Below are 20,337 nucleotides of genomic sequence, written 5' to 3' on the forward strand. Positions count from 1 at the left end.
CGAGGGGGGTCCGCTGGAGCGCACCGCGCTCACGCGGGCCAAGGGTTTCACCGGTTCGACTCGCGCGGCCGTCTCACCGCGGCCACGCGACACGGCTCGCCACGGTGGTCCTCCACCGCGTCCCCCGCGACGCGGTCCGCGACCGCCGTCCGCACCTGAGCGTTCCGGCACTCGGCCACGTCACCGTGGACGAGTCACCGGTTGCACACAAGCCACTGGGTTGCACCAAAGCCACAAGGAGGTGGCCTCGCCATGCCCCCGTCCCCCGCTACCGCGTCCCGCTCACTGCTCGGCCGGCTCGACGAGTCGGAGTTCACCGCACGGCACCTCAGGATCTACGTCACCGTCCTGATCGGACACTTCCTGTGCGGGTTCGTGATCAACCTGACCGGCGTGATCCTGCCGGGTGTCATCAAGACGTTCCACCTCACCAGCGAGGCCGCCGGCGCGTTCTCCTCGGCGCTGTTCGCGGGCATGCTCGTCGGCGCGGCCGTCGCGGGCACCGTGTCCGACCGGTTCGGCCGGAAGGTCCCGCTGGCCATCACGGTGATGGTCTACGCCGTGTTCTCGCTCGCCGCGGTGTTCGCGCCCAGCTTCGGCGCCCTCGTCACGTTCCGGGCTCTGCAGGGCATCGGGCTCGGTGCCGAGATCGCCGTCGTCCTCCCCTACATCGCGGAGTTCGTGCCTTCGCGCCACCGCGGCCCGCTGGTCACGGCGGCGACGGCGGCGTGGCTGATCGGGCTGCCGACGGCGGCCGCGGTCGGCACGGCCGTGGTCCCGGCGTTCGGCTGGCGCGCGATGTTCGTGATCGCCACCGTGCCGGTGGTCGTCGGCGTCTTCATGCTGGCCACGCTCCCGGAATCGGTCCGCTACCTGCTGCGCCGCGGGCGCACGCAGGCCGCGGAGGTCGTCGTCGGCGCGTTGTGCCGGGGCACCACGGCACCGGCCCAGCACGCCGGACCCGAGCCGCTGGCCGAAACCGGCACGCTGCGCACGCTGGTGGCCCGCAACTACGTGCGCTACACGATCGCGATCTGGTTCATGGAGGTCTGCGCCGGCGCGTTCCTCTACGGCCTGTCCAGCTGGCTGCCGTCGGTGCTCGAAAAGCAGGGCGTGGACCTGCTCAAGAGCTTCGGCTACACGGCGATCATCACCGCGGCCGGCGTGGTCGGCGCACTGCTGGCCGGTCAGCTGATCAACCGGATCGGCCGCCGCGTGGTGCTCGGCGGGGCGTTCGTCCTCAGTGGACTGTTCTGCCTGGCCTGGGGCACCACGGCGGCGACGGCCGCGGTGGTCATCCTCGGTTCGCTCGCCACGTTCTTCGGCAGCGGCCTGGCCGGCAGCACGCTGTTCGCCTACGCCAGCGAGCTCTACCCCACCGCGAGCCGCGCCACCGGGCTCGGCTGGGCGGCCGCCTGGCAGAAGGTCGGCGGCCTCATCATGCCCGTGCTGGTCGGCTTCGTGCTCGCCCTGCACGCCTCGCAGTTCCTGTTCTTCCTGCTCTTCGGCGTCATCTCGATCCTCGCGGGGATCGCGGCGCTCGTGGCGACCTTCGAGACCCGCGGGCGCACCGTCGAGCAGATCACCCGGGAGATCGCCGGGGAAGAGGCGCCCTCGGCGCTGACCCCGGCTAGTTCCTGACCGTCCGATCACCCACCACAACACCGTGGAGGAACCCATGACGATCGACCACGCCCCGGCACCCGCCGGAGCGGGCCCGTCCCCCGAGGACCTCGCGGAGCTGCAGCTGCGGCACCGCAAGATCCGCGACGCGATGGCCGAGCAGGGCCTCGACGTCGTGCTGGCCTACGGGCCGGCCTGGCGGCGGGAGAACATCCGCTACTTCACCGACGTGACCCCGGCCGGCAGCGCCGCGCTCGTCGTCTTCCCGGCCGAGGGCGACGCGGTCGCCTTCTCCACCCGGCCGTCGGACCTGACGTCGTTCACGGCGCAGGGCTGGGTCGGCGAGGCCCGCCGGCTCGACCCGGCGAACCCGGCGGAGCTCGGCGTGGTCCTCAAGGAGCTGGCGCCGCGGCGCATCGGGATCGCCCACCACGAGCTCGTGCCGCTCGTGCTCATGGAGACGATCCGCGCCGCGGCGCCGGGCGCCGAAGTCGTCTCGGCGACGAAGCTGCTCGACACCGCCCGGCTCGTGAAGAGCGAGTGGGAGCTGGCCCGCATGCGCCGCAGCGCCGTGGTGTGCGCCGCGGGCTGGGAAGCCTTCGTGGACGTGCTCGAACCCGGGCTGCCGGAGTACCGGATCGTCGCCGAGGTCGAGGCGCGGCTGAAGAACCTCGGCGCCGAGGACAACTTCATGCTCATCGCATCGGGCCGCGACGAGGTCCGCGGCATGACCCCGCCCGGCGACCGCCTGCTGGAAGCCGGCGACATGGTGCGCACCGAGCTCACGCCCAAGATGGACGGTTACTGGCTGCAAATCTGCCGCTCCGCCGTGGTGGGCAAGGCCGACGACGGGCAGCGCAAGTCGTTCGACCTGTTCAACGAGGCCGTCGAAGCCGGCATCTCCGTGGTGCGCCCGGGCATCACCGCCCACGAGGTGGCGGTGGCGGAGAACGACGTGTTCCGCAAGTACGGCTACGGCGAGTACTGCAGCAGCAACTACACCCGCGTGCGCGGCCACGGCCACGGCCTGCACCTCGACGAGACGCCGATCATCGAGGGCAACCACACGGTGCTGCCCGAGAACTCCGTGTTCATCATCCACCCCAACACCTACACGCCGCTGGCCGGCTACCACGTGCTCGGCGACCCGGTGCGCGTGACCGCCGACGGCTGTGAAGTGCTGATCACGACCGAACGCAAGCTGTTCGAGACAGGAGACGTGGCGTGAAACGAGGTTTGCACGTACTCGACCCCGCGGAGACCCCCGAGCAGGAGTGGCAGGACCGCGTCGCCGCGCTGCAGCGGGCCATGGCGGCCCAGGGCGTCGACGTCGCCCTCGTCTACGCCGACGTGTCGCGCTCCGACGACCTCGCCTACCTGACCAACCTGTGCCTGTACTGGAACGAAGGCGTGCTGGCGATCCCCGCCGAGGGGCCCGTCACGTTCCTGACGAAGCTCTCCCTGCGCGTGCAGAACTGGATGAAGCGCTCGTCGACCGTCACGGAGTTCAGCGGCGGCAAGAACTTCGCCGACCTCGTCGCGAAGTACCTGCTGGGCAAGAAGAACGGCACCCTCGGCCTGGTCGACGCCGCGCTGTGGCCGGCCGACGTCGCCGAAGAGATCGTCGACGCGGTACCCGGCTGGCAGGTCCGCCGCCTCGGCGGGCTGGTGCGCGAGCAGCGCCTCGTCCCGTCGGCCGCCGAGACCGAGCTGCTGCGCGCGGCCGGCCGGATCCTGGACGACGCCGCCGCGAAGGCGACGGTCGAGGGCAGCACCGCGGGCAGCCGCGTCGAGACCGTGGAACGCGCGCTGCGCGGCGGCGGGTTCCTCGACCTGTACCCGAGCTCGCTGTCCACTTCGGACGGGGTGACGTCGTTCGGCGTCACCGGCCAGTACCGCATGAACTGGGTGCACTCCAGCCGCGTGCTCGGTGACGGCGCCGGCTGGCCCGGCGCGCTGAACGACGCGCTCGCCAAGGCGATCGCCGCGGCGAAGGCCGGTGCGACCGTCGGCTCCCTCGCCGAGGCGGCCGCACCCGCGCTGGCCGAGCTGCCCGAAGGGGCGAAGACCGAGGTCCGCTGGGTCAACCAGGCCGACCTGTCGACCGGCGGCGAATTCCGCAACCAGGACCCCGCCACCGTCCTGGCCGACGGCGAAGCGGGCGCGGTGTCCGTGGAGGTCGCGTTCGCCGACGGCGGCAACGCTGCGGTGGCCGAGACCGTGCGCGTGACCGAAGGCGAACCCGAACACCTGACAGGAGCACAGCGGTGAGGATCCTTTCCAACGGCGACATCGAGCAGGTGCTCACCGCCGGCGAGACGCTCGACGCGCTGGAGACCGCGTACAAGGAGCTCAACTCCGGCCAGGGCGCCAACCGGCCGCGCAACCACACGTACTTCCCGGTCGAGGACAGCCGCCACCCCGGCTTCCGCTACCGGTTCAAGTCGCAGGAGGGCGGCAACGTCTCCAGCGGCGTGTGGGCGCTGCGGATCACCTCCGACATCGCCGGCGTCGAGACGCTGCCCAGCGGCGTGCAGCGGCGGCGGCTGATCCCCGCCGCGCCGGGTGGCAAGTACGTCGGGCTCGTCACGCTGTACAGCCTGACCACGCTCGAACCGCTCGCCATGATGCACGACAGCTTCATCCAGAAGATGCGCGTGGGCGCCACGTCGGCGCTCGGCATCCGGGAACTGTCCAATCCGGACGCCACGGTCGCGGGCATGTTCGGCTCCGGCTGGCAGGCCGAGGCGCACCTCGAGTGCCTGCTGATGGTGCGGCCGAACATCGAAGAAGTGCGCGTGTACAGCCCCACTCCCGAGCACCGCGAGCACTTCGCGAAGGTGTGGAGCGAGAAGACCGGGCGCAAGATCGTGGCCGTGGACGAGCGGCGCGACGCCGTGGCGGGCTGCCAGATCGTCACCTGCGCGACCGCGGCGATGGAAGCGTGCTTCGACGGCGCCTGGCTCGACCCCGGCACCCACGTCACGGCCATCACCTCCCCCGACGGCACCGCCACCCGGCGCGAGCTGGACGACACCACGTTCGACCGCGCCGCACGCATCACCGTGCTCTCGCGCGAGCAGGTGCACCACGACAAGCAGTACGACATCCTCGGCCCGGTCAACCGGGGCCTCATGGAGTGGGACGACATCCGCGAGCTGGGCGACCTGCTGCTGGGCGAGGCGCCGGGCCGCACGAGCCCCGAGGACATCACGGTGTTCGCCAACAACACCGGCATGGGCGTGCAGTTCGCGGCCGTCTGCGCCCGGGCGCTGGCGCTGGCCGAGCAGCGCGAGCTCGGGCACACGGTGCCGACGGACTGGTTCCTGGAAGAGACGAGCCCGTGAGCGGACGTCGTCAACCAGCACCGGAACCACGAGCGGAGACCCACCATGGGCAGTGAGCACCGCGTCGGAGGAAAAGTCATCACCTTCGGCGAGAACGTGAACACCGACGTCATCATCCCCGGCCGCTACCTCGTGAGCATCGACCCGGCGGAGCTCGCCGAGCACGCTTTCGAGCCGCTGGGGCCGGAAACGCAAGAACGCCTGCGGGCGAGCGACGTGGTCGTCGCCGGCCGCAACTTCGGCTGCGGCAGCGCGCGGGAGCAGGCGGCCACGTGCCTGATCGGCGCCGGGATCAAGGCGGTCGTCGCGGCCTCCTTCTCCCGCGTGTTCTTCCGCAACGCGATCAACACCGGGCTCGTCGCGGTCGAGTCGCCCGAAGCGGCGGAAGCGGCCGCCGACGGCGGCGAGATGTGGGTCGACTACGACGCGGGCACGGTCGAGACGGGCGGGCAGACCTTCCCGTTCAGCCCGTACCCGCAGGTGCTGCGGGAGATCATGGCCGACGGCGGCCTGATCCCGCACCTGATGGCGAGTTTCGCGGCAGGAGGGAAGAAGTGACGGGCAAGACCTTCGCGCAGAAGGCGATCGAACGGGCGTCCGGGGTCGCGAACCTCGAACCGGGGCAGATCGTCGACGCGTACCCGGACCTGTACATGAGCCACACGGCGAGCTGGCGGTGCATCCGGACGCTCGAGAAGATGGGCGTGGAACAGCTCTACGACGTCGACCGCGTGGCGATGGTGATGGACCACCTCTCCCCCGCCATGAACGCGAAGACGGCGGCGGACCACGCGCTGTGCCGCGAGTTCGCGCAGAAGATGGGCGTGAAGAACTTCTTCGACGTCAACAGCGGCATCGCGCACATCGTGCTCATGGAGCACGGGCTCGTGCGGCCCGGCCAGTTCATCATCGGCACCGACTCGCACTCGACGATCTACGGCGCGCTGGGCGCGTTCGGCACCGGCGTCGGGTTCAGCGAGATCACCGCCGCGTGGGTCACCGGCAAGCTGTGGGTCAAGGTGCCCGAGTCGGTGAAGGTCGTGATCGACGGCGACCTCGCCCCGGGCGTCTACGCCAAGGACGTGATGCTCAAGCTCATCGGCGACCTCGGCGCCGACGGGCTCACCTACGACTCGGTCGAGTTCTCCGGCTCCTACGTCGAGGGCATGTCCGTGTCGGAGCGCATGACGTTCTGCAACCTGGCCATGGAGATGGGCGCGAAGAACGCCTTCGTGGCCCCGGACGACACCACGCTCGCCTACCTCGACGAGGCCGGGGTGCCGCGCGGCGAACTGGACGTCCTGCTGCCGGACGAAGACGCGACCTACCGCGCCACGGTGAAGCTCGAAGGGCCGGAACTGGCGCCGCAGATCGCGGTGCCGCACACGGTGGACAACGTGGTGGGCGTCGGCGACGTCGCCGGCACCAAGCTCGACCAGGTCTTCATCGGCTCGTGCGCCAACGCCAAGTACGACGACCTCGTGATCGCGGCCGACGTGCTCGACGGCCACCGCGTCGCCCCGGGGCTTCGGCTCATCGTGACGCCCGCGTCGGCGAAGATCATGGCGCAGGCGTCGGACAGCGGGGTGCTCTCGAAGTTGATCCAGGCGGGCGCGATGATCACCAACCCGGGCTGCGGCGCGTGCGCGGGCAACGGCGGCGCGATGGCCGACGGCGAAGCCACGCTGTCCACCGCCAACCGCAACTTCCAGGGCCGGATGGGCAGCTACGACTCGAAGATCTTCCTGTCGAGCCCGGCCACGGCGGCGGCCTCGGCCATCCGCGGGGTCATCACCGACCCGCGCGAGATCGTCGCGACGGCGGTGGTGGCGTGAACCTCGTCGAGAAGATCCTCGCCCGCGCGAGCGGCCGCGACTCCGTGGAGCCCGGCGAGATCGTGGTGGCCAAGGTCGACCGCCTGATCATGCACGACCTGTCGGGGTACCTCACCTCGCAGGTGTACGAGAAGCGCGTGAACGTGCCGATCCCCGACCCCGAGCGGGCCGTGATGGTGTTCGACCACCACTTCGCACCGCCGACCGAACAGCAGGCGGACGTGCTGCAGCACAACCGCCGCTGGGCCCGCAAGCACGGCCTGAAGCTCTACGACTGCGGCAACGGCAACCTGCACCACGCGGTCGTCCGCAACGGGCACATCAAGCCCGGCATGATCGTGGTCGGGTCCGACAGCCACACGCCGGTGCACGGCACCATGGGCGCGCTCGCGGTGGCGCTGGGCAACGACTCCCACGCCGGGACCGTGCTGCCGTACGGCAAGGCGTGGTTCAAGGTGCCGGAGACCACCCGGGTGCACCTCGAAGGCACGCCGAAACCCGGCGTCACCCCGCGCGACATCGCGCTGTGGCTGGTCGGGCGCATCGGCGAGGGCGCGCTGAACTACCGGGCCGTGGAGTTCGGCGGGCCGTACGTGCGCGCACTGTCCTTCTGGGACCGCTGGCTGTTCCCGCTGCTGTGCGTGGACCTCGGCGCGAAGTGCAGCTTCGTCGAACCGGACGAGGTCACCGAGGCGTTCGTGCGCACGCTGCCCGGCGGCGACGCCGGCCTGCTGGTGCACGGTGACGGCGAGGAAGCGGCCCAGGTGCTGCGCTTCGACGTCGGCGAGGTCGACCCGACGGTCGCCTGCCCGCCGACCGTCGGCAACGTCAAGCCCGTCGCCGAGGTCGCCGGCACGCCGGTGCAGTACGCCGAGCTGGGCGGCCACGGCGGCGGCCGGCTCGAGGACTTCCGCGCGGCGGCCGAGGTGCTGGCCGGGCACAAAGTCCACCCGGACACGCGGTTCCACCTCGTGCCCTCCAGCCGCGAGGTGTTCGCGGAGGCCGCGCGCGAGGGGCTGGTGCTCGCGCTGCACGAGGCCGGCGCCACGTGGTTCCCGCCCAGCACGGGCTCGAACCAGGCCTACAACATGGGCGCGATGGCGTCCGACGAGACGATGATCTCCACCCACGCCCGCAACTTCCCCGGCCGCAACGGCAGCCCCGACGCGTCGATGTACCTCGCGTCCTCGGCCACCGTCGCCGCGTCGGCCGTCGCGGGGGTCATCGCCTCGTCCGTCCACACGGGAGGGAAAGCGTGAAGTTCGAGGGCCGCTGCTGGCGGTTCGGGGACAACATCCCGACCGACCGGCTCGTGAAGACGCAGTACGTGTTCGAGCCGATGGAGATCCTCGTGCAGCACGTGCTCGAAGACCTCAACCCGGAGTTCCCGAAGAAGGTGCAGCCCGGTGACATCGTGTTCGCCGGCAAGCACTTCGGGCAGTCCTCGGGTCGGGCGATCGCGACGAAGGCGTTGCAGGCCACCGGAATCGGCTGTGTGGTGGCGGAGACGTTCGCCCGGACGTTCTACCGCAACTGCTTCGAAGTCGGCCTGCCCGCACTCGAGGTCGGGCTCAACCCCGACTTCGCGTCCGACGGCGACCGGGTGCGGGTGGACCTCGCCACCGGTGAGTTCACCAACCTGACCACCCAGACCACGATCCGCGGCGCGGCCGCCGACCCGTTCCTCGTCGACATGCTCGAGGCGGGCGGGTTGATCAACCTCGCGAAGAACCGGCCGGAGGTGTTCCGCTAGGACGGACGGCGACCACGGAATCCCCTGGCGGGCAAGGGCTTCGGTCCGCCGGGGGTTTCGTCGCGCCCGCGGCCGGGTGCCCGAGAACCGGCCGGAATGATGTTTCTCAACTTCTTGACGCGCGTCGAGATCCGGAGTCACACTGACCGGAGCACAAAGAGGTGCACCTCCTGACGCTTCTCATGGTCGACACCTCGCCCGATTTCAGCCGGGACACCTTCCAGCTCCCCCGCGTCCCGGCCTCCCTCCGGACATGATCGAGGTTCCCCACCGTGCCATGGAAACCACTCCGCCGCCGGATCCGGCTCGCGTTATCGCTGCTCGCCCTCGCCCTCGCCGCCACCGCGTGCGGTTCGGGCGGTGCTTCCTCGGGCGGCGACACGATCACCCTCGGCCTGCCGGTGCAGGCCACCACCCTCGCGCCGGTCTACCTGGCCGACGACCTGAACCTCTGGAAGCAGCACGGCCTCACCGTCAAGCCCGTCACCTTCAAGGGCGACGCCGAGCTCGCCAAGGCCGTGCTGTCCGGTGACGTCGACGTCGCGGTCGGCTCACTGACCGGACCGCTCACGGCCGAGGAAGCCGGCCAGGACGTGAAGGTCATCTACGGCGGCTTCGACATGACGGCGTTCTCCTGGTACGCCGTGCCCGAGATCCACACCGTGGCCCAGGGCAAGGGAAAGAACTGGGGCGTGACGACCATCGGCTCGTCCACCGACCTGCTCACGCGCTTCGCCGCGGCGAAGGCGGGCCTGGACCCCAACAAGGACATCAAGGTCGTGCAGGGCGGCGCGTCCGCGGCGCGGCTCGCGGCCATGAAGGCGGGCCAGCTGCAGGCGAACATCTTCACCGAGCCGCAGACGGTCTACGCGCAGAAGGCGGGCTACAACAAGATCCTGGACCTCAAGGACCTCGTCGACAGCTACCCGATGCACGTCACGTGGAGCAAGCCCGGCTTCGTCGACGACAACCCCGACCGCGCCAAGAAGTTCGTCGACACGCTGTCGCAGGCCATGAAGATGACCAAGGACCAGCCCGACGACGCGGTGAAGTCGATCGCGAAGAACCTCAAGATCAGCACCGACGACGCGAAGGCCAGCATGGCGGAGTGGATCGACCAGCTCTACCCGGACGGCCGCATGCCCTCGGCGAAGGCGATGGACGACTTCTGGCAGATGGGCTTGCAGGGCAAGGTGTTCCAGCGCCGGCTGCCCGATTCGCAGTGGCTCGACACCCGTTTCCTGCCCAAGACCAGCTGAGCGGAGGACCCCGATGGCAGACATCACCTTCGCCGACCTGCAGATCTCCTACGCCGGCAAGGCGGGACCGTTCGTGGCGGTCGACGGCTTCGACGCGCGCGTCGAGGACGGCGAGTTCGTGACGATCGTCGGCGCCAGCGGCTGCGGCAAGAGCAGCGTGCTGCTCGCCGCCGACGGCCTGCTGCGCCCGTCCGGCGGGGAGATCCGCATCGGCGAGCAGGTCGTGACCAAACCCGGACCCGACCGCGGTGTGGTGTTCCAGGACGCGTCGCTCATGCCGTGGCGCACGATCCTCGCGAACGTCGCGTTCGGACTCGAGATGCAGGGGGTCGACAAGACCACTCGCCTCGACCGGGCGCGGCACTTCATCGAGCTGGTCGGCCTGGCCGGCCGCGAGGACGCCCACCCGCACCAGCTCTCCGGCGGCATGCGCCAGCGCGTCGGCATCGCCCGCGCGCTGGCCACCGACCCCGAGGTGCTGCTGATGGACGAGCCGTTCGGGGCCCTCGACGCGCAGACGCGCGAGCTGATGGCGGGTGAGCTGCTGCGGATCTGGGACCTGGACCGGAAAACGGTGCTGTTCGTGACGCACGGCATCGACGAGGCCGTGTTCCTCGCCGACCGCGTGCTCGTGATGGGCGGCAGCCCGAGCCGCGTGGTCGAGGTGATCGAGATCGATCTGCCCCGCCCGCGCGACGCCGCCGTGCGCGCGAGCGAGGCGTTCGGCAAGTACCGCGCGCACCTGGCCGATCTGCTGCTGGGTGCGCAGGCCAAGGCAGCGGTGACGTCATGACGCAGGGTCTGCGGACGCGGCCGCCGCGCCCGGTCGCCGCGGCGGCGCCGCACCGCGCCGTGGGCCTGCGCTGGCTGCCGCCGATCCGCGCCCGGTACGTGCTCGGCAGCGTCGTCGTGGTGCTCGCGCTGTGGCAGCTGGCCGGCCAGACGGGCCTGGTGGACGTGCAGTTCACCAGCACCCCCGCCGCGATCGTGCGGGCCGGCGGCGACCTGCTGAGCTCAGGTGAGCTGTGGGAGAACGCGCAGACCACCCTCGTGGAGTTCTTCGCCGGCTTCGCGCTGGCCGTGGTCGTCGGGGTGCCGGTGGGCATGCTGATGGGCTGGAAGCTGCGGATCCGCCAGACGCTCGAACCCGCTCTGGTCGCGCTGTACGTGACCCCGTCGCTGGCCTTGCTGCCGCTCGTGGTGCTCGCGCTCGGCATCGGCGAGGCGTCGAAGATCGCGATGGTGTTCATCGAAGCCGTGATCACGATCGCGGTGAACGCGATGGCCGGCATCCGCGAGACCGACCCGAAGCTGGTGCAGGCGGCCCGGGCGTTCTGCGCGGGCGGCGGCGCGATGTTCGGCAAGATCCTGCTGCCGAGCGCGCTGCCGACGATCATGGCCGGGCTGCGCCTGGGCGCCGGGCGCGGCGTGATCGCCGTGATCGTCGCCGAGCTCTACGGCGGCACCGACGGTGTCGGCCAGCTGATCGCCACCTACGGCCAGAACTTCGACGTCGCCACGCTGATGTTCCTGACCCTCGTGGTCGCCGTGTTCGGGTACGTCGTCACGCAGCTGCTGCGCGTGCTCGGTGCCGCCGCCACGTCGTGGGAGAGGTGAATCGATGACCACCACCACACCGCGTCGCCAGGCCACCGGCCGGCGCGTGCCGGAGAAGGCGATGCCGGTCCTGCTGGGCGGCGGGTTCCTCGTGCTCGTCGCGCTGCTGTGGCAGATCGCCGCGTGGGCCGGCCTCGTGAACCCGTTCCTCACGTCCTCGCCTGCGCTCATCGCCGCGGCGCTGGGCAACCAGATCAGCTCCGGCCTGCTGCTGAGCAGCCTCGGGCGCAGCGCGCTCGAGCTGGTCATCGGGTTCGGCATCGCGGCCGTCGTCGGGGTCGCGGTGGGCCTGCTGATGGGCCGCTACCGCTACGTCGACTACGTGGTCGAGCCGTACGTGTGGCTGCTGTACTCGGCGCCGATCATCGCGATGTTCCCGTTGCTGGTGCTCGTGTTCGGCCTCGGCAGCCCGACCGTCATCGCGATCGCGTTCCTGATGTCCGTGGTGCCGGTGATCGTGAACTCGGCCCAGGGCGTGCGCAACGTCGACAAGTTGCTGATCCGCACGGCCGTGTCGTTCGGCGCGGGCGAGGCTTCCCTGCTGCGCAAGGTGATCCTGCCCGCTTCGGTGCCGACGGTGATGGCCGGGCTGCGCCTCGGCGTCGGCCGCGGGCTCGTCGGCGTCGTCGTCGGCGAGTTCTTCGCGGGCGACGGCGGGATCGGCTACAACATCAGCTTCTTCGCCGGCCACCTCGGCACCACGGACGTGCTCGCCTCGGTGTTCGTGGTGATCGTCGTCGGCGTCCTGCTCAACGTGCTGGCCCGCAAGCTCGAATCCCTCGCCGACTCCTGGCGCACCGAACTCCCCTGAACCCCCTGCGAAGAAGAGGTATCCCGTGAAGCAGATCGCCGCCGACATCGGCGGGACGTTCACCGACCTGACCGCCGTGGACGAGCACGGCGTGTTCAGCACCGCCAAGACCCTGACCACGCCGCACGACCACGCCGAGGGCGTACTGGACGGGCTCGACAAGCTCGGCGCGCACCTGCCCGACACCGAACTGTTCCTGCACGGCTCGACCATCGCCATCAACACCGTGCTGCAGCGCGCCGGCGCCGCCACCGCGCTGATCACGACGGAGGGCTTCCGCGACGTCTACGAGATCGGGCGCGGCAACCGGTCCGAGCCGTACAACCTGTTCTTCGGCAAGCCCGACCCGCTCGTGCCGCGGCGGCTGCGGCGCGAGGTGCGCGAGCGCGTGCTCGTGGACGGCAGCGTGCGCACCCCGCTCGACGTCGGCGCGGCGCGGCAGCTGATCGCGGAGCTGAAGGAGTCCGGCGTCCAGTCGGTCGCGGTGTGCCTGCTGCACGCGTACGCCAACCCGGAGCACGAACTCGAGCTGGGCCGGCTGTTCGCCGAGCTGTGGCCCGAGGCGTACGTGACGCTCTCGCACCAGATCATGCGCGAGTACCGCGAGTACGAGCGCACGTCGACGACGGTGCTCAACGCCTACGTCGGCCCGGTCGTGTCGCGCTACCTCGACTCGCTCACCAAACGCTTGAAAGACCGCGGCTTCCGCGGGCGGCTGCTCATCATGCAGTCCAACGGCGGCATCATGTCCGTCGAAACCGCGCGCCAGAGCCCGGTGCGGATGATGGAGTCGGGCCCGGTCGCGGGTGTGATCGGTGCGTCGGCGCTCGCCGCGGGTCTGGACCTGCCGCGGCTGATCTCGTTCGACATGGGCGGCACCACGGCCAAAACCAGCCTCGTGAAGGACGGCGAGGTCGACATCAGCCCGGGGTACTTCATCGGCGGTTACGCGACCGGCCACCCGATGGCGCTGCCGGTGGTCAACATCGTCGAGGTCGGTTCCGGCGGCGGCAGCATCGCGTGGGTCGACCCGGCGGGTGCGCTCAAGGTCGGCCCGGTCAGCGCCGGCGCCGCCCCCGGCCCCGCGTGTTACGGCCGCGGCGGCGACCGCCCGACGGTCACCGACGCCAACCTCGTGCTCGGCCGCCTCGGCGCGAGCCGGTTCCTCGGCGGTGAGATGCCGCTCGACCGCGCGGCGGCCGAACAGGCCATCCGCACGCACGTCGCCGAGCCGCTGGGACTGGACCTGCTGGCGGCCGCACGCGGGATCGTGACGATCGCCGACGCGCAGATGTCGCTGGCCGTGCGCGCCGTGTCGGTGGAGAAGGGCGAGGACCCGCGCACGTTCGCGCTCGTGGCGACCGGCGGCGCCGGGCCGCTGCACGCGGTGTCGATCGCACGCGAACTGACCATCGGCACGGTCGTGGTTCCCGTGCTGCCGGGCCAGTTCTCGGCCAAGGGCATGCTCTACTCCGAGGTCCGCCACGACCTCACGCGCACGGCCCTGGCGAAGTTCGAACCGTCCACTGTGGAGCAGTACGCGATCACGATCAAGACGCTCGGCGCGGAGGCGTGGGCGCGGCTGCGGGCCGACGTCGGCGAGCCGGCGCACCCGCCCGTGCTGCAGCACTTCCTCGAACTGCGCTACCAGGGCCAGGAGTTCACGATCCCGGTGCCGGTCCCGGAGGAGGGACTGTCCACCGCGAACCACGCCGCGGTGCGCGCGCTGTTCGACGAACTGCACGACCGCCTCTACGGGCACCACGCGGCCGACGAGACCGTGGAAGCCGTCGGCGTCCGCACGGTGATCACGCTGCCGCTCGAAACCGCGGCGGGCACCGCGACGGAGGCCGAAGCCGCGGCCGGCGAGCCCGAGCCGGTCGAGCACCGGCCCGTCGTGCTGCACGGCGGCGGCCCCGAGCCCGTGTCCTGTCCCGTCTACGACCGGGAGACGCTCCTGCCCGGCCACCGGATCACCGGCCCGGCCGTGGTGCAGGAAGCCACCTCGTCGGTCGTCTTCTACTCCGGCGACGCGCTGACCGTCGCCCCCGACCTCTCGCTCGTCGTCTCCGTGGGGAGCCCCGCATGACCGAAACCATCGACCCCATCACGCTCGAAGTGGTGCGCTGCGCGCTCGTGGCGTACTCCGACGAGATGGCCACCGCGCTGCGCCGCGCCGCCTACAACCCGATGATCTTCGAGGTCCAGGACTACTGCGTGGGCCTCGTCGACACCGCGGGCGAGCTCATCGCGCAGAACCTCGGCGGCCTGCCGATCTTCCTCGCCGACCTCGGTGTGTCGGTGGCCGACGGCATCGAGCGCCACGGCCTCGACGGCTTCGAACCCGGCGACGCGCTCGTGATGAACTACCCGTACGTCGCGGGCCAGCACCTCAACAACGTCGTGGTGTACACGCCGATCTTCGTCGACGGCAAGGTCGTCGCGTTCCCCGCGGTGCGCGCCCACTGGGTCGACATCGGCGGTTCGCGCATCGGGTTCGGCTCCACCGCCACCACCGACATCTACTCCGAGGGCCTGCAGCTGCGCTCGATCAAGGTGCTGAAGGCCGGCGAGTGGGACGCCGACGTGATGCAGATCCTCAAGGACAACATCCGCATCCCCGAATCGTCGCTGGGCGACCTGCGCGCCGCGATCGCGGCCTGCCGCCTCGGCGAGCGCCGCATCGCCGAGCTGTGCGAGCGCTACGGCCTCGACACCGTGATGGCATGCATCACCGAGATGCGCAACCAGTCCGAACGCCTGTCGCGCCACGCCGTCGCGCAGATGGCCGACGGCGAGTACACCGCGTCGGCCTGGATGGACAACGACGGGCAGGTGCTCGACAAGCGCATCACGCTCGACATCAAGGTGGTCGTGAAGGGCGAGGAGCTCACGATCGACTTCTCCGACATCAACGAGCAGGTCAAGGGCCCGCTGAACTCCGGGAAGTCGGGCGGGGTCGCGGCCGCGCGCGTGGCGTTCAAGATGCTGACCCTGCCGACGCACCCGGTCGACGAAGGGTCGTTCCGCAACCTGCACGTGGTGCTGCCGGAAGGAAAACTGCTCAACGCGAAGTCCCCGGCCGCGCTGGGCCAGTGGAGCATCTCGCTGCCCACGGTCGTCGACACGATCATCCGCGCGCTGGCCGAAGCGCTGCCCGACCAGGTCCCCGCGGCGCACAAGGGCGACATGTCGGGCTTCACCTTCCACGGCATCGACGAGAAGACCGGTTCGCGGTTCGTGTGCCTCAACATCAACGGCGGCGGCTGGGGCGGACGGCCCGTCGGCGACGGGCCGAGCGCGTGCGTGTCAGTGTGCCAGGGCGACGTGCGCAACATCCCCATCGAGATCCAGGAAGCGCGCTACCCCTTGGTGTTCACGCGCCACGAGCTGCGCGCCGACAGCGGCGGCGCGGGCCGCCACCGCGGCGGGCTGGGGCTCGAGATCGACGTGGAGCCCCAGCAGGCGATGTTCACCAACATCGCCAACGAGCGCACGACCTGCCCGCCGTGGGGCCTGCGCGGCGGGCAGCCGGGCGCGGTCAACGACACGATCGTCACGCAGCCCGGCGGGCAGCCGGAGCACGTGAAGAAGCACACCGGGCTGGCGCTGCAGGCGGGGTCGAAGGTCACCTTCCGCACCGCCGGCGGCGGGGGCTGGGGCGACCCGCGGGAGCGGCCGGCCACCGACGTCGCCGAGGACGTGGCCGACGGGTTCGTGACCGCCGCGGCCGCGCGTGAGCACTACGGCGTCGCGCTCACGGCCGACGGGCGCGTCGACGAGCCGGAGACCGGGCGGCTCCGGACCGCGCAGGCCGATGTCGCTCGTCGGTGAGCTCGCCGCCCGGGCGCACTCGGTCGCCGCGGCGGCGGTGCCGCCCGCGGTCCGGGCCGCCGTCCGGGCCCACCTCACCGACGCCGTCGGTGCCCTGGTCGCCGGCCGCACCACGCTGGGCGGCTCGGTGGCCGGGCTCGCGCGCACCCTGTCGCCGGAGTTCGGCGCCGCGCGGCGCACGGCGTTCGTCGGCGGGGTGTACGCGCACGCGTGGGAAGCCGGCGACATCCACCGCGGTTCGGTGCTGTGCCCGGGCTGCGTGGTGCTGCCGGCGACGCTCGCCGTGCTGCCCGCGCGGCCCCGCGCGTCGGCTGATGAGTTCGAACGCGCCTACCTCGCGGGCTACGAGGTGGCGCTGGCCGCGGCGGCGGCGATCGGGGGCGACCGGCAGATCCGGCGGGGCTGGTGGCCGACCGCGCTGCTGGCCCCGCTCGGCGCCGCCGCCGCGGCCGCCGTGCTGCTGGAGCGTCCGCCGGAGGTCACCGCGTCGGCGATCGCGCTCGCCGCGCAGCACGCGGGCGGCTCGATCGCGGGCGCGACCGACCGGGCCGACGGCAAGTACCTGCTGGCCGGGTTCGCCGCCGAACGCGCGGTCACCGCGTTCCTCGCCGCCGACTCCGGCTGGACCGGCCCGCTCGACATCCTCGACGACCCGCGCTCCCCGCTGCGCCGCGAACACGCCTTGCCCGAGCCGTACCTGACGCCCGAGACGAGCCTGAAACCCCACGCGGGCGCGAAACACCTGCAGGGCGCGATCGACGCCGTGCTCCAGCTGCGCCGGGCCGGCGGCTGGCAGCCGAGCGAGGTGCGGCACCTCAGGTGCCTGCTGCCGGCGCAGCTGGCCGGGATCGTGGACCGGCCACCACCGTTCGGCTCGCCGCTGAGCGCGCTGGGCAGCGCTCAGTTCGTGCTGGCGATCGCGGCCATCCGGGGGCACTGCACGCCGTGGGACTTCGAGGAGGCGGCGCTGCGCGACGACGCCGTGCTGGAGCTGGCGCGGGTCGTGCGCGTCGAATCGGCCGACGACCTCACGGCGGCGTACCCGGCGAAGTGGGGGGCCCGCGTCGAGCTCACCACCGCGTCGGGCGTCGTGACCGCGGACCGGCTCGACGCGCGCGGCGATCCGGGGAACCCCTTGGCGCACCACGAGATCGTCGCGAAGTTCACCACGCTCGCGCGCCGCGAGCTCGGCCCGGTGCGGGCCCGGGCGGTCGCCGAGTCGCTGCTGCGGCCGGGTTCGGGGGTCTCGGCGCTGCGCGAGCACGTGCTGCCGCTGCTCGGCGGTACGTTCGTGCGACCGCCCGAGAACGCGGCGGCCGGCGCGAGAACAGGGGGTTCGTCCTGACCACCGAGCTGCCGGAACCCGACCTGAGCCGGGCTCCGACCCCGCAGACCGTGCTGCTGACGATGATCGGCCGCTACTGCCTCGACGAGAACCCCGAGATCTCGACGACGGGGTACGTCGACGTGCTGGCGCGGATCGGCGTGTCCGCGCACGCGACGCGGCTCACCGTGTCGCGGATGACCGAACGCGGGCTGCTGGAGCGCTCGCGCCGGGGCCGCGCCGCGTACTTCCGCGCGTCGGAGGTGGGGCTGGACGTGGTGCGCCGGCAGCAGCAGCACACGTTCCACGACGCCGTCGAAAACCCGGACCCCCAAGGCGCGTGGACGATCCTGTCCTTCACGCTGCCCGAGACGCACCGCAAGGAACGCCACCTGCTGCGACGGCGGCTGGCGTGGGAGAGCTTCGGGCTGCTGCGCGACGGGGTGTGGATCGCGCCGGGCGAGCGGGACGTCTCGGCGATCCTCGCGCAGCTGCCCGGCGCCGGCGTCGACCAGCACGTCGAGGTCTTCACCGCCTACCCGAGGTTCGCCGACGTCGAGGGCATGATCTCCCGCACCTGGCACCTCGACGAGCTCGCGGCGCGCTACCACCGGTTCCTGCGCGCGTGGGACGTCGCGGACCCCGTGCCCGAAGCCACCGACGACCTCGGCCGCGACCTCGTCCTCGAATCCGCGTGGCGGCAGCTGCTGCGCGAGACGCCGCGGCTGCCCGCCGAGCACCTGCCGCCCGACTGGCCGGCCGCGCGCTGCCACGAACTGTTCCGCACCCTGCACGAGACCTACCGAGGAGATGCCGACCGGATCTTCGCCGGCATCCTGGCCGAACACCGGATGAGCTGAGGAGACTCGAACATGCGCGTGGTGGACTCGCACTTCCACTGGTTCCCCCGGTCCCACTTCGAGACGATGGCGGCGCGGAGTTCCTACCCGCGCACCGAACGCGTCGGCGACGGCTACAAGTACCGCTACCACGACGGCCGCGGCTTCATCCCGCTCCCGGCGATCTGGTTCGACCTCGACCTCGGGCTCGAAACCGCGGCGGCCGCGACCGGCCCGGACACCGTCGTCGTCTGCACGACGGGCGTGCTGGCCGGGATGCTCGACCAGATGCCCGCGGCCGAGGCGCTCGACGAGGCGTACGCGTACAACGAGGAAATCGCGAAGGCGCAACGGACGCACGCGGGCCGGTTCTTCGGCACGGCGGCGGTCCCGCTGCAGGACACCGGTTCTGCGCTGGCCGTGCTCGACCACGCGGTGCGCACGCTGGACCTGCGCGGCGTCAACCTGCCGTCGATGATCGGCGACGAGACCGTCGACCAGGAGCGGCTGGAACCGTTCTACGCGCGCGTCGCGGAACTCGGTGTGCCGCTGGTGATCCACCCGACGGACCTCGCGTTCAACGAGGTCCTGACCGGCTACGCCGACGGCCTGCAACGCTCGCTCGGCCGCCTGCTCGACTCCAGCGTCACCGTCCTGCGGCTCGTCTTCAGCGGCGTCCTGGAGCGCCACCCGAACCTGCGCGTGGTCCAGACCCACGCCGGCGGCCTGCTCCCGTACCAGGCGGGGCGCATCGACAAGAACGCCCGCATCGAAGGCCTGCCTTCGCTTCCCTCGCACTACCTCCGGCGCACCTTCGTCGACACCGTGGCCCCCCAGGCCCTGACCATCCGCACGGCCCTGGAGTACTACGGCGCCGACCACGTCCTGTACGGCACCGACCACCCGTGCTGGAGCCCGCGGACCGCCGTCTCGGTCCTCGACGAGGCCGACCTGAGCGACGAGGTGCGGGCGAAGATCTACACCAACGCCGCGTCGGTGTTCCCACTGGATTGACGCTCCACTGTGGACAGATCGGGTCACGCGCGCGCCGCGGTGCAGGCGACCTTCCCCTGTTCCGCGGCGGAAGGATCCACCTCACCCCGCGCGGCAGGCTCGGGGCAGTGCACCTGTGTGTGGCACCACCCCGACCGCCGGGACAAACCCCCGCCCTCCCTGGGGGGCGTCCCACGTCCAGTCTATCGGCCACCACCGACAAGAATCGGCCGAAGCGGTCGTGGGGTCGAAGCTGTCCACATCCCGAACGGGTGGTGATAACCCGAAAACCAGGAGAGGTGCGCGAAACAGCCCAACGCCGCGCTCAGGTGGCGGAGATGAGCGCGGGACAATGGACGGTCAGATCTCCGCCAGCACCAACCCACAGCCCAACGCCGAACGGCCGAGCCGCGCTCAGATCTCCGCCGGCACCAACCCACAGCCCAACGCCGAACGGCCGAGCCGCGCTCAGATCTCCGCCGGCACCAACCCCGGCCTCCCCGAGGGGAGCGTCCCACGCCGAGTCCATCGGCCACCCCGAGAAGACCGACCGATGCCGGACCGGAGTTCACGTTGTCCACACCCCGAGCAGGCGGTGATCAACAAGCCGCTGGATGAGCGCAAAACGACCCGACGCAGCCCGCGCATCCGCGAACACGTGCACCGGAACCGCCGGCCGGCCAGGCCGCAAGCCGAGAAGTCAGATCTCCCAAGCCCGGCCCTCGGGTCTCGCAAGCCGCACGCCAGATCTCGCGAAGCTGACCGTCACGTCTCGCGACCGAATAGTCAGCTCTCGCGCATCTGGTGCTCACCACCCGTGTCGAAGAACGCTGTCACGTACTCCTCCGACCCGAGCGAGCTGTCGCGCAGCAGTGAAAAGACCTCCGCGCCCGGCTGGAGCTCCCCGGACTCACCGAGGGCGTAAGCCTGAGCGAAACGAAGGTAAGTAGCGGCGTTCTCCTCGGCATAACGGACTGCTTCGCGTTCCGCCGACTCGATGGCCGTCCCGACGTCGCCCGCGCGCCACAACGTGATGCGTTCTTCAAAGGGCGCCAAGGGCGCTTCAGACCACTGGAACAAGCAACGAACGGCGTACCACGAA

General features: G+C 71.1%; 18 protein-coding genes. 17 read left to right on the forward strand and 1 reads right to left on the reverse strand.

What is annotated here, in order from left to right:
* Positions 1-252 precede the first annotated feature (252 nt).
* The 17 genes from ACIA77_RS11980 to ACIA77_RS12060 all read left to right on the forward strand — a co-directional run bounded on the left by ACIA77_RS11980 (position 253) and on the right by ACIA77_RS12060 (position 19,256).
* The gene (locus tag ACIA77_RS11980) at positions 253-1,641 is read left to right on the forward strand and encodes an MFS transporter (RefSeq protein WP_395885840.1); all 1,389 of its coding nucleotides are present in this window, start codon (positions 253-255) and stop codon (positions 1,639-1,641) included.
* A gap of 37 nt (positions 1,642-1,678) precedes the next feature.
* Positions 1,679-2,851 carry a M24 family metallopeptidase gene (locus ACIA77_RS11985; protein ID WP_395885841.1) on the forward strand — a complete coding sequence of 391 codons (1,173 nt, stop codon included), beginning with the start codon at positions 1,679-1,681 and terminating at the stop codon, positions 2,849-2,851.
* Entirely contained in the window at positions 2,848-3,894 is a 1,047-nt protein-coding gene (locus ACIA77_RS11990; protein WP_395885842.1) for an aminopeptidase P family N-terminal domain-containing protein, read from the forward strand. The genes ACIA77_RS11985 and ACIA77_RS11990 overlap by 4 nt, the downstream gene beginning before the upstream one ends.
* On the forward strand, positions 3,891-4,970 hold the full coding sequence (locus ACIA77_RS11995) for an ornithine cyclodeaminase family protein (protein ID WP_395885843.1): 1,080 nt from the start codon (positions 3,891-3,893) through the stop codon (positions 4,968-4,970). Before ACIA77_RS11990 ends, ACIA77_RS11995 begins: the two co-directional genes overlap by 4 nt.
* Before the next feature lie 45 nt (positions 4,971-5,015).
* On the forward strand, positions 5,016-5,528 hold the full coding sequence (locus tag ACIA77_RS12000; protein ID WP_395885844.1) for a 3-isopropylmalate dehydratase: 513 nt from the start codon (positions 5,016-5,018) through the stop codon (positions 5,526-5,528).
* Positions 5,525-6,805 (forward strand): aconitase/3-isopropylmalate dehydratase large subunit family protein, encoded by a 1,281-nt coding sequence (locus ACIA77_RS12005; RefSeq protein ID WP_395885845.1) that lies wholly within the window; start codon positions 5,525-5,527, stop codon positions 6,803-6,805. The genes ACIA77_RS12000 and ACIA77_RS12005 overlap by 4 nt, the downstream gene beginning before the upstream one ends.
* The gene (locus ACIA77_RS12010) at positions 6,802-8,064 is read left to right on the forward strand and encodes an aconitase family protein (protein ID WP_395885846.1); all 1,263 of its coding nucleotides are present in this window, start codon (positions 6,802-6,804) and stop codon (positions 8,062-8,064) included. Before ACIA77_RS12005 ends, ACIA77_RS12010 begins: the two co-directional genes overlap by 4 nt.
* Positions 8,061-8,558 carry a 3-isopropylmalate dehydratase gene (locus ACIA77_RS12015; RefSeq protein WP_395885847.1) on the forward strand — a complete coding sequence of 166 codons (498 nt, stop codon included), beginning with the start codon at positions 8,061-8,063 and terminating at the stop codon, positions 8,556-8,558. Before ACIA77_RS12010 ends, ACIA77_RS12015 begins: the two co-directional genes overlap by 4 nt.
* 272 nt (positions 8,559-8,830) lie before the next feature.
* On the forward strand, positions 8,831-9,817 hold the full coding sequence (locus ACIA77_RS12020) for an ABC transporter substrate-binding protein (protein WP_395885848.1): 987 nt from the start codon (positions 8,831-8,833) through the stop codon (positions 9,815-9,817).
* Between the two features lie 13 nt (positions 9,818-9,830).
* A complete protein-coding gene (locus tag ACIA77_RS12025) occupies positions 9,831-10,610 on the forward strand; it encodes an ABC transporter ATP-binding protein (RefSeq protein WP_395885849.1) in 780 nt (259 codons plus the stop codon).
* Positions 10,607-11,434, forward strand: a complete 828-nt coding sequence (locus tag ACIA77_RS12030) for an ABC transporter permease (protein ID WP_395885850.1) — start codon at positions 10,607-10,609, stop codon at positions 11,432-11,434. The genes ACIA77_RS12025 and ACIA77_RS12030 overlap by 4 nt, the downstream gene beginning before the upstream one ends.
* A 4-nt stretch (positions 11,435-11,438) precedes the next feature.
* Positions 11,439-12,245 (forward strand): ABC transporter permease, encoded by an 807-nt coding sequence (locus ACIA77_RS12035; RefSeq protein WP_395885851.1) that lies wholly within the window; start codon positions 11,439-11,441, stop codon positions 12,243-12,245.
* Between the two features lie 25 nt (positions 12,246-12,270).
* Entirely contained in the window at positions 12,271-14,334 is a 2,064-nt protein-coding gene (locus ACIA77_RS12040; protein ID WP_395885852.1) for a hydantoinase/oxoprolinase family protein, read from the forward strand.
* Positions 14,331-16,079 (forward strand): hydantoinase B/oxoprolinase family protein, encoded by a 1,749-nt coding sequence (locus ACIA77_RS12045; protein WP_395885853.1) that lies wholly within the window; start codon positions 14,331-14,333, stop codon positions 16,077-16,079. Before ACIA77_RS12040 ends, ACIA77_RS12045 begins: the two co-directional genes overlap by 4 nt.
* Entirely contained in the window at positions 16,063-17,424 is a 1,362-nt protein-coding gene (locus ACIA77_RS12050) for an MmgE/PrpD family protein (protein ID WP_395885854.1), read from the forward strand. The genes ACIA77_RS12045 and ACIA77_RS12050 overlap by 17 nt, the downstream gene beginning before the upstream one ends.
* Before the next feature lie 50 nt (positions 17,425-17,474).
* Complete coding sequence (locus ACIA77_RS12055; protein ID WP_395885855.1) at positions 17,475-18,263, forward strand: PaaX family transcriptional regulator C-terminal domain-containing protein; 789 nt, start codon at positions 17,475-17,477, stop codon at positions 18,261-18,263.
* A gap of 12 nt (positions 18,264-18,275) precedes the next feature.
* Positions 18,276-19,256, forward strand: coding sequence for an amidohydrolase family protein (locus tag ACIA77_RS12060; RefSeq protein ID WP_395885856.1), 981 nt, complete (start codon positions 18,276-18,278; stop codon positions 19,254-19,256).
* Between the two features lie 765 nt (positions 19,257-20,021).
* On the opposite strand, the gene ACIA77_RS12065 is transcribed toward ACIA77_RS12060, so the two are convergent.
* The gene (locus ACIA77_RS12065) at positions 20,022-20,291 is read right to left on the reverse strand and encodes a hypothetical protein (RefSeq protein ID WP_395885858.1); all 270 of its coding nucleotides are present in this window, start codon (positions 20,289-20,291) and stop codon (positions 20,022-20,024) included.
* Positions 20,292-20,337 lie beyond the last annotated feature (46 nt).

Source organism: Amycolatopsis sp. NPDC051903, from assembly GCF_044452505.1.
Classification (GTDB): Bacteria; Actinomycetota; Actinomycetes; order Mycobacteriales; family Pseudonocardiaceae; genus Amycolatopsis.

What these genes read in the sequence shown, in the direction of transcription:
- ACIA77_RS11980 (WP_395885840.1), top strand. Translation starts at nt 253, where the DNA reads ATGCCCCCGTCCCCCGCTACCGCGTCCCGCTCACTGCTCGGCCGGCTC.
- ACIA77_RS11985 (WP_395885841.1), top strand. Translation starts at nt 1,679, where the DNA reads ATGACGATCGACCACGCCCCGGCACCCGCCGGAGCGGGCCCGTCCCCC.
- ACIA77_RS12000 (WP_395885844.1), top strand. Translation starts at nt 5,016, where the DNA reads ATGGGCAGTGAGCACCGCGTCGGAGGAAAAGTCATCACCTTCGGCGAG.
- ACIA77_RS12025 (WP_395885849.1), top strand. Translation starts at nt 9,831, where the DNA reads ATGGCAGACATCACCTTCGCCGACCTGCAGATCTCCTACGCCGGCAAG.
- ACIA77_RS12030 (WP_395885850.1), top strand. Translation starts at nt 10,607, where the DNA reads ATGACGCAGGGTCTGCGGACGCGGCCGCCGCGCCCGGTCGCCGCGGCG.
- ACIA77_RS12035 (WP_395885851.1), top strand. Translation starts at nt 11,439, where the DNA reads ATGACCACCACCACACCGCGTCGCCAGGCCACCGGCCGGCGCGTGCCG.
- ACIA77_RS12045 (WP_395885853.1), top strand. Translation starts at nt 14,331, where the DNA reads ATGACCGAAACCATCGACCCCATCACGCTCGAAGTGGTGCGCTGCGCG.
- ACIA77_RS12050 (WP_395885854.1), top strand. Translation starts at nt 16,063, where the DNA reads ATGTCGCTCGTCGGTGAGCTCGCCGCCCGGGCGCACTCGGTCGCCGCG.
- ACIA77_RS12060 (WP_395885856.1), top strand. Translation starts at nt 18,276, where the DNA reads ATGCGCGTGGTGGACTCGCACTTCCACTGGTTCCCCCGGTCCCACTTC.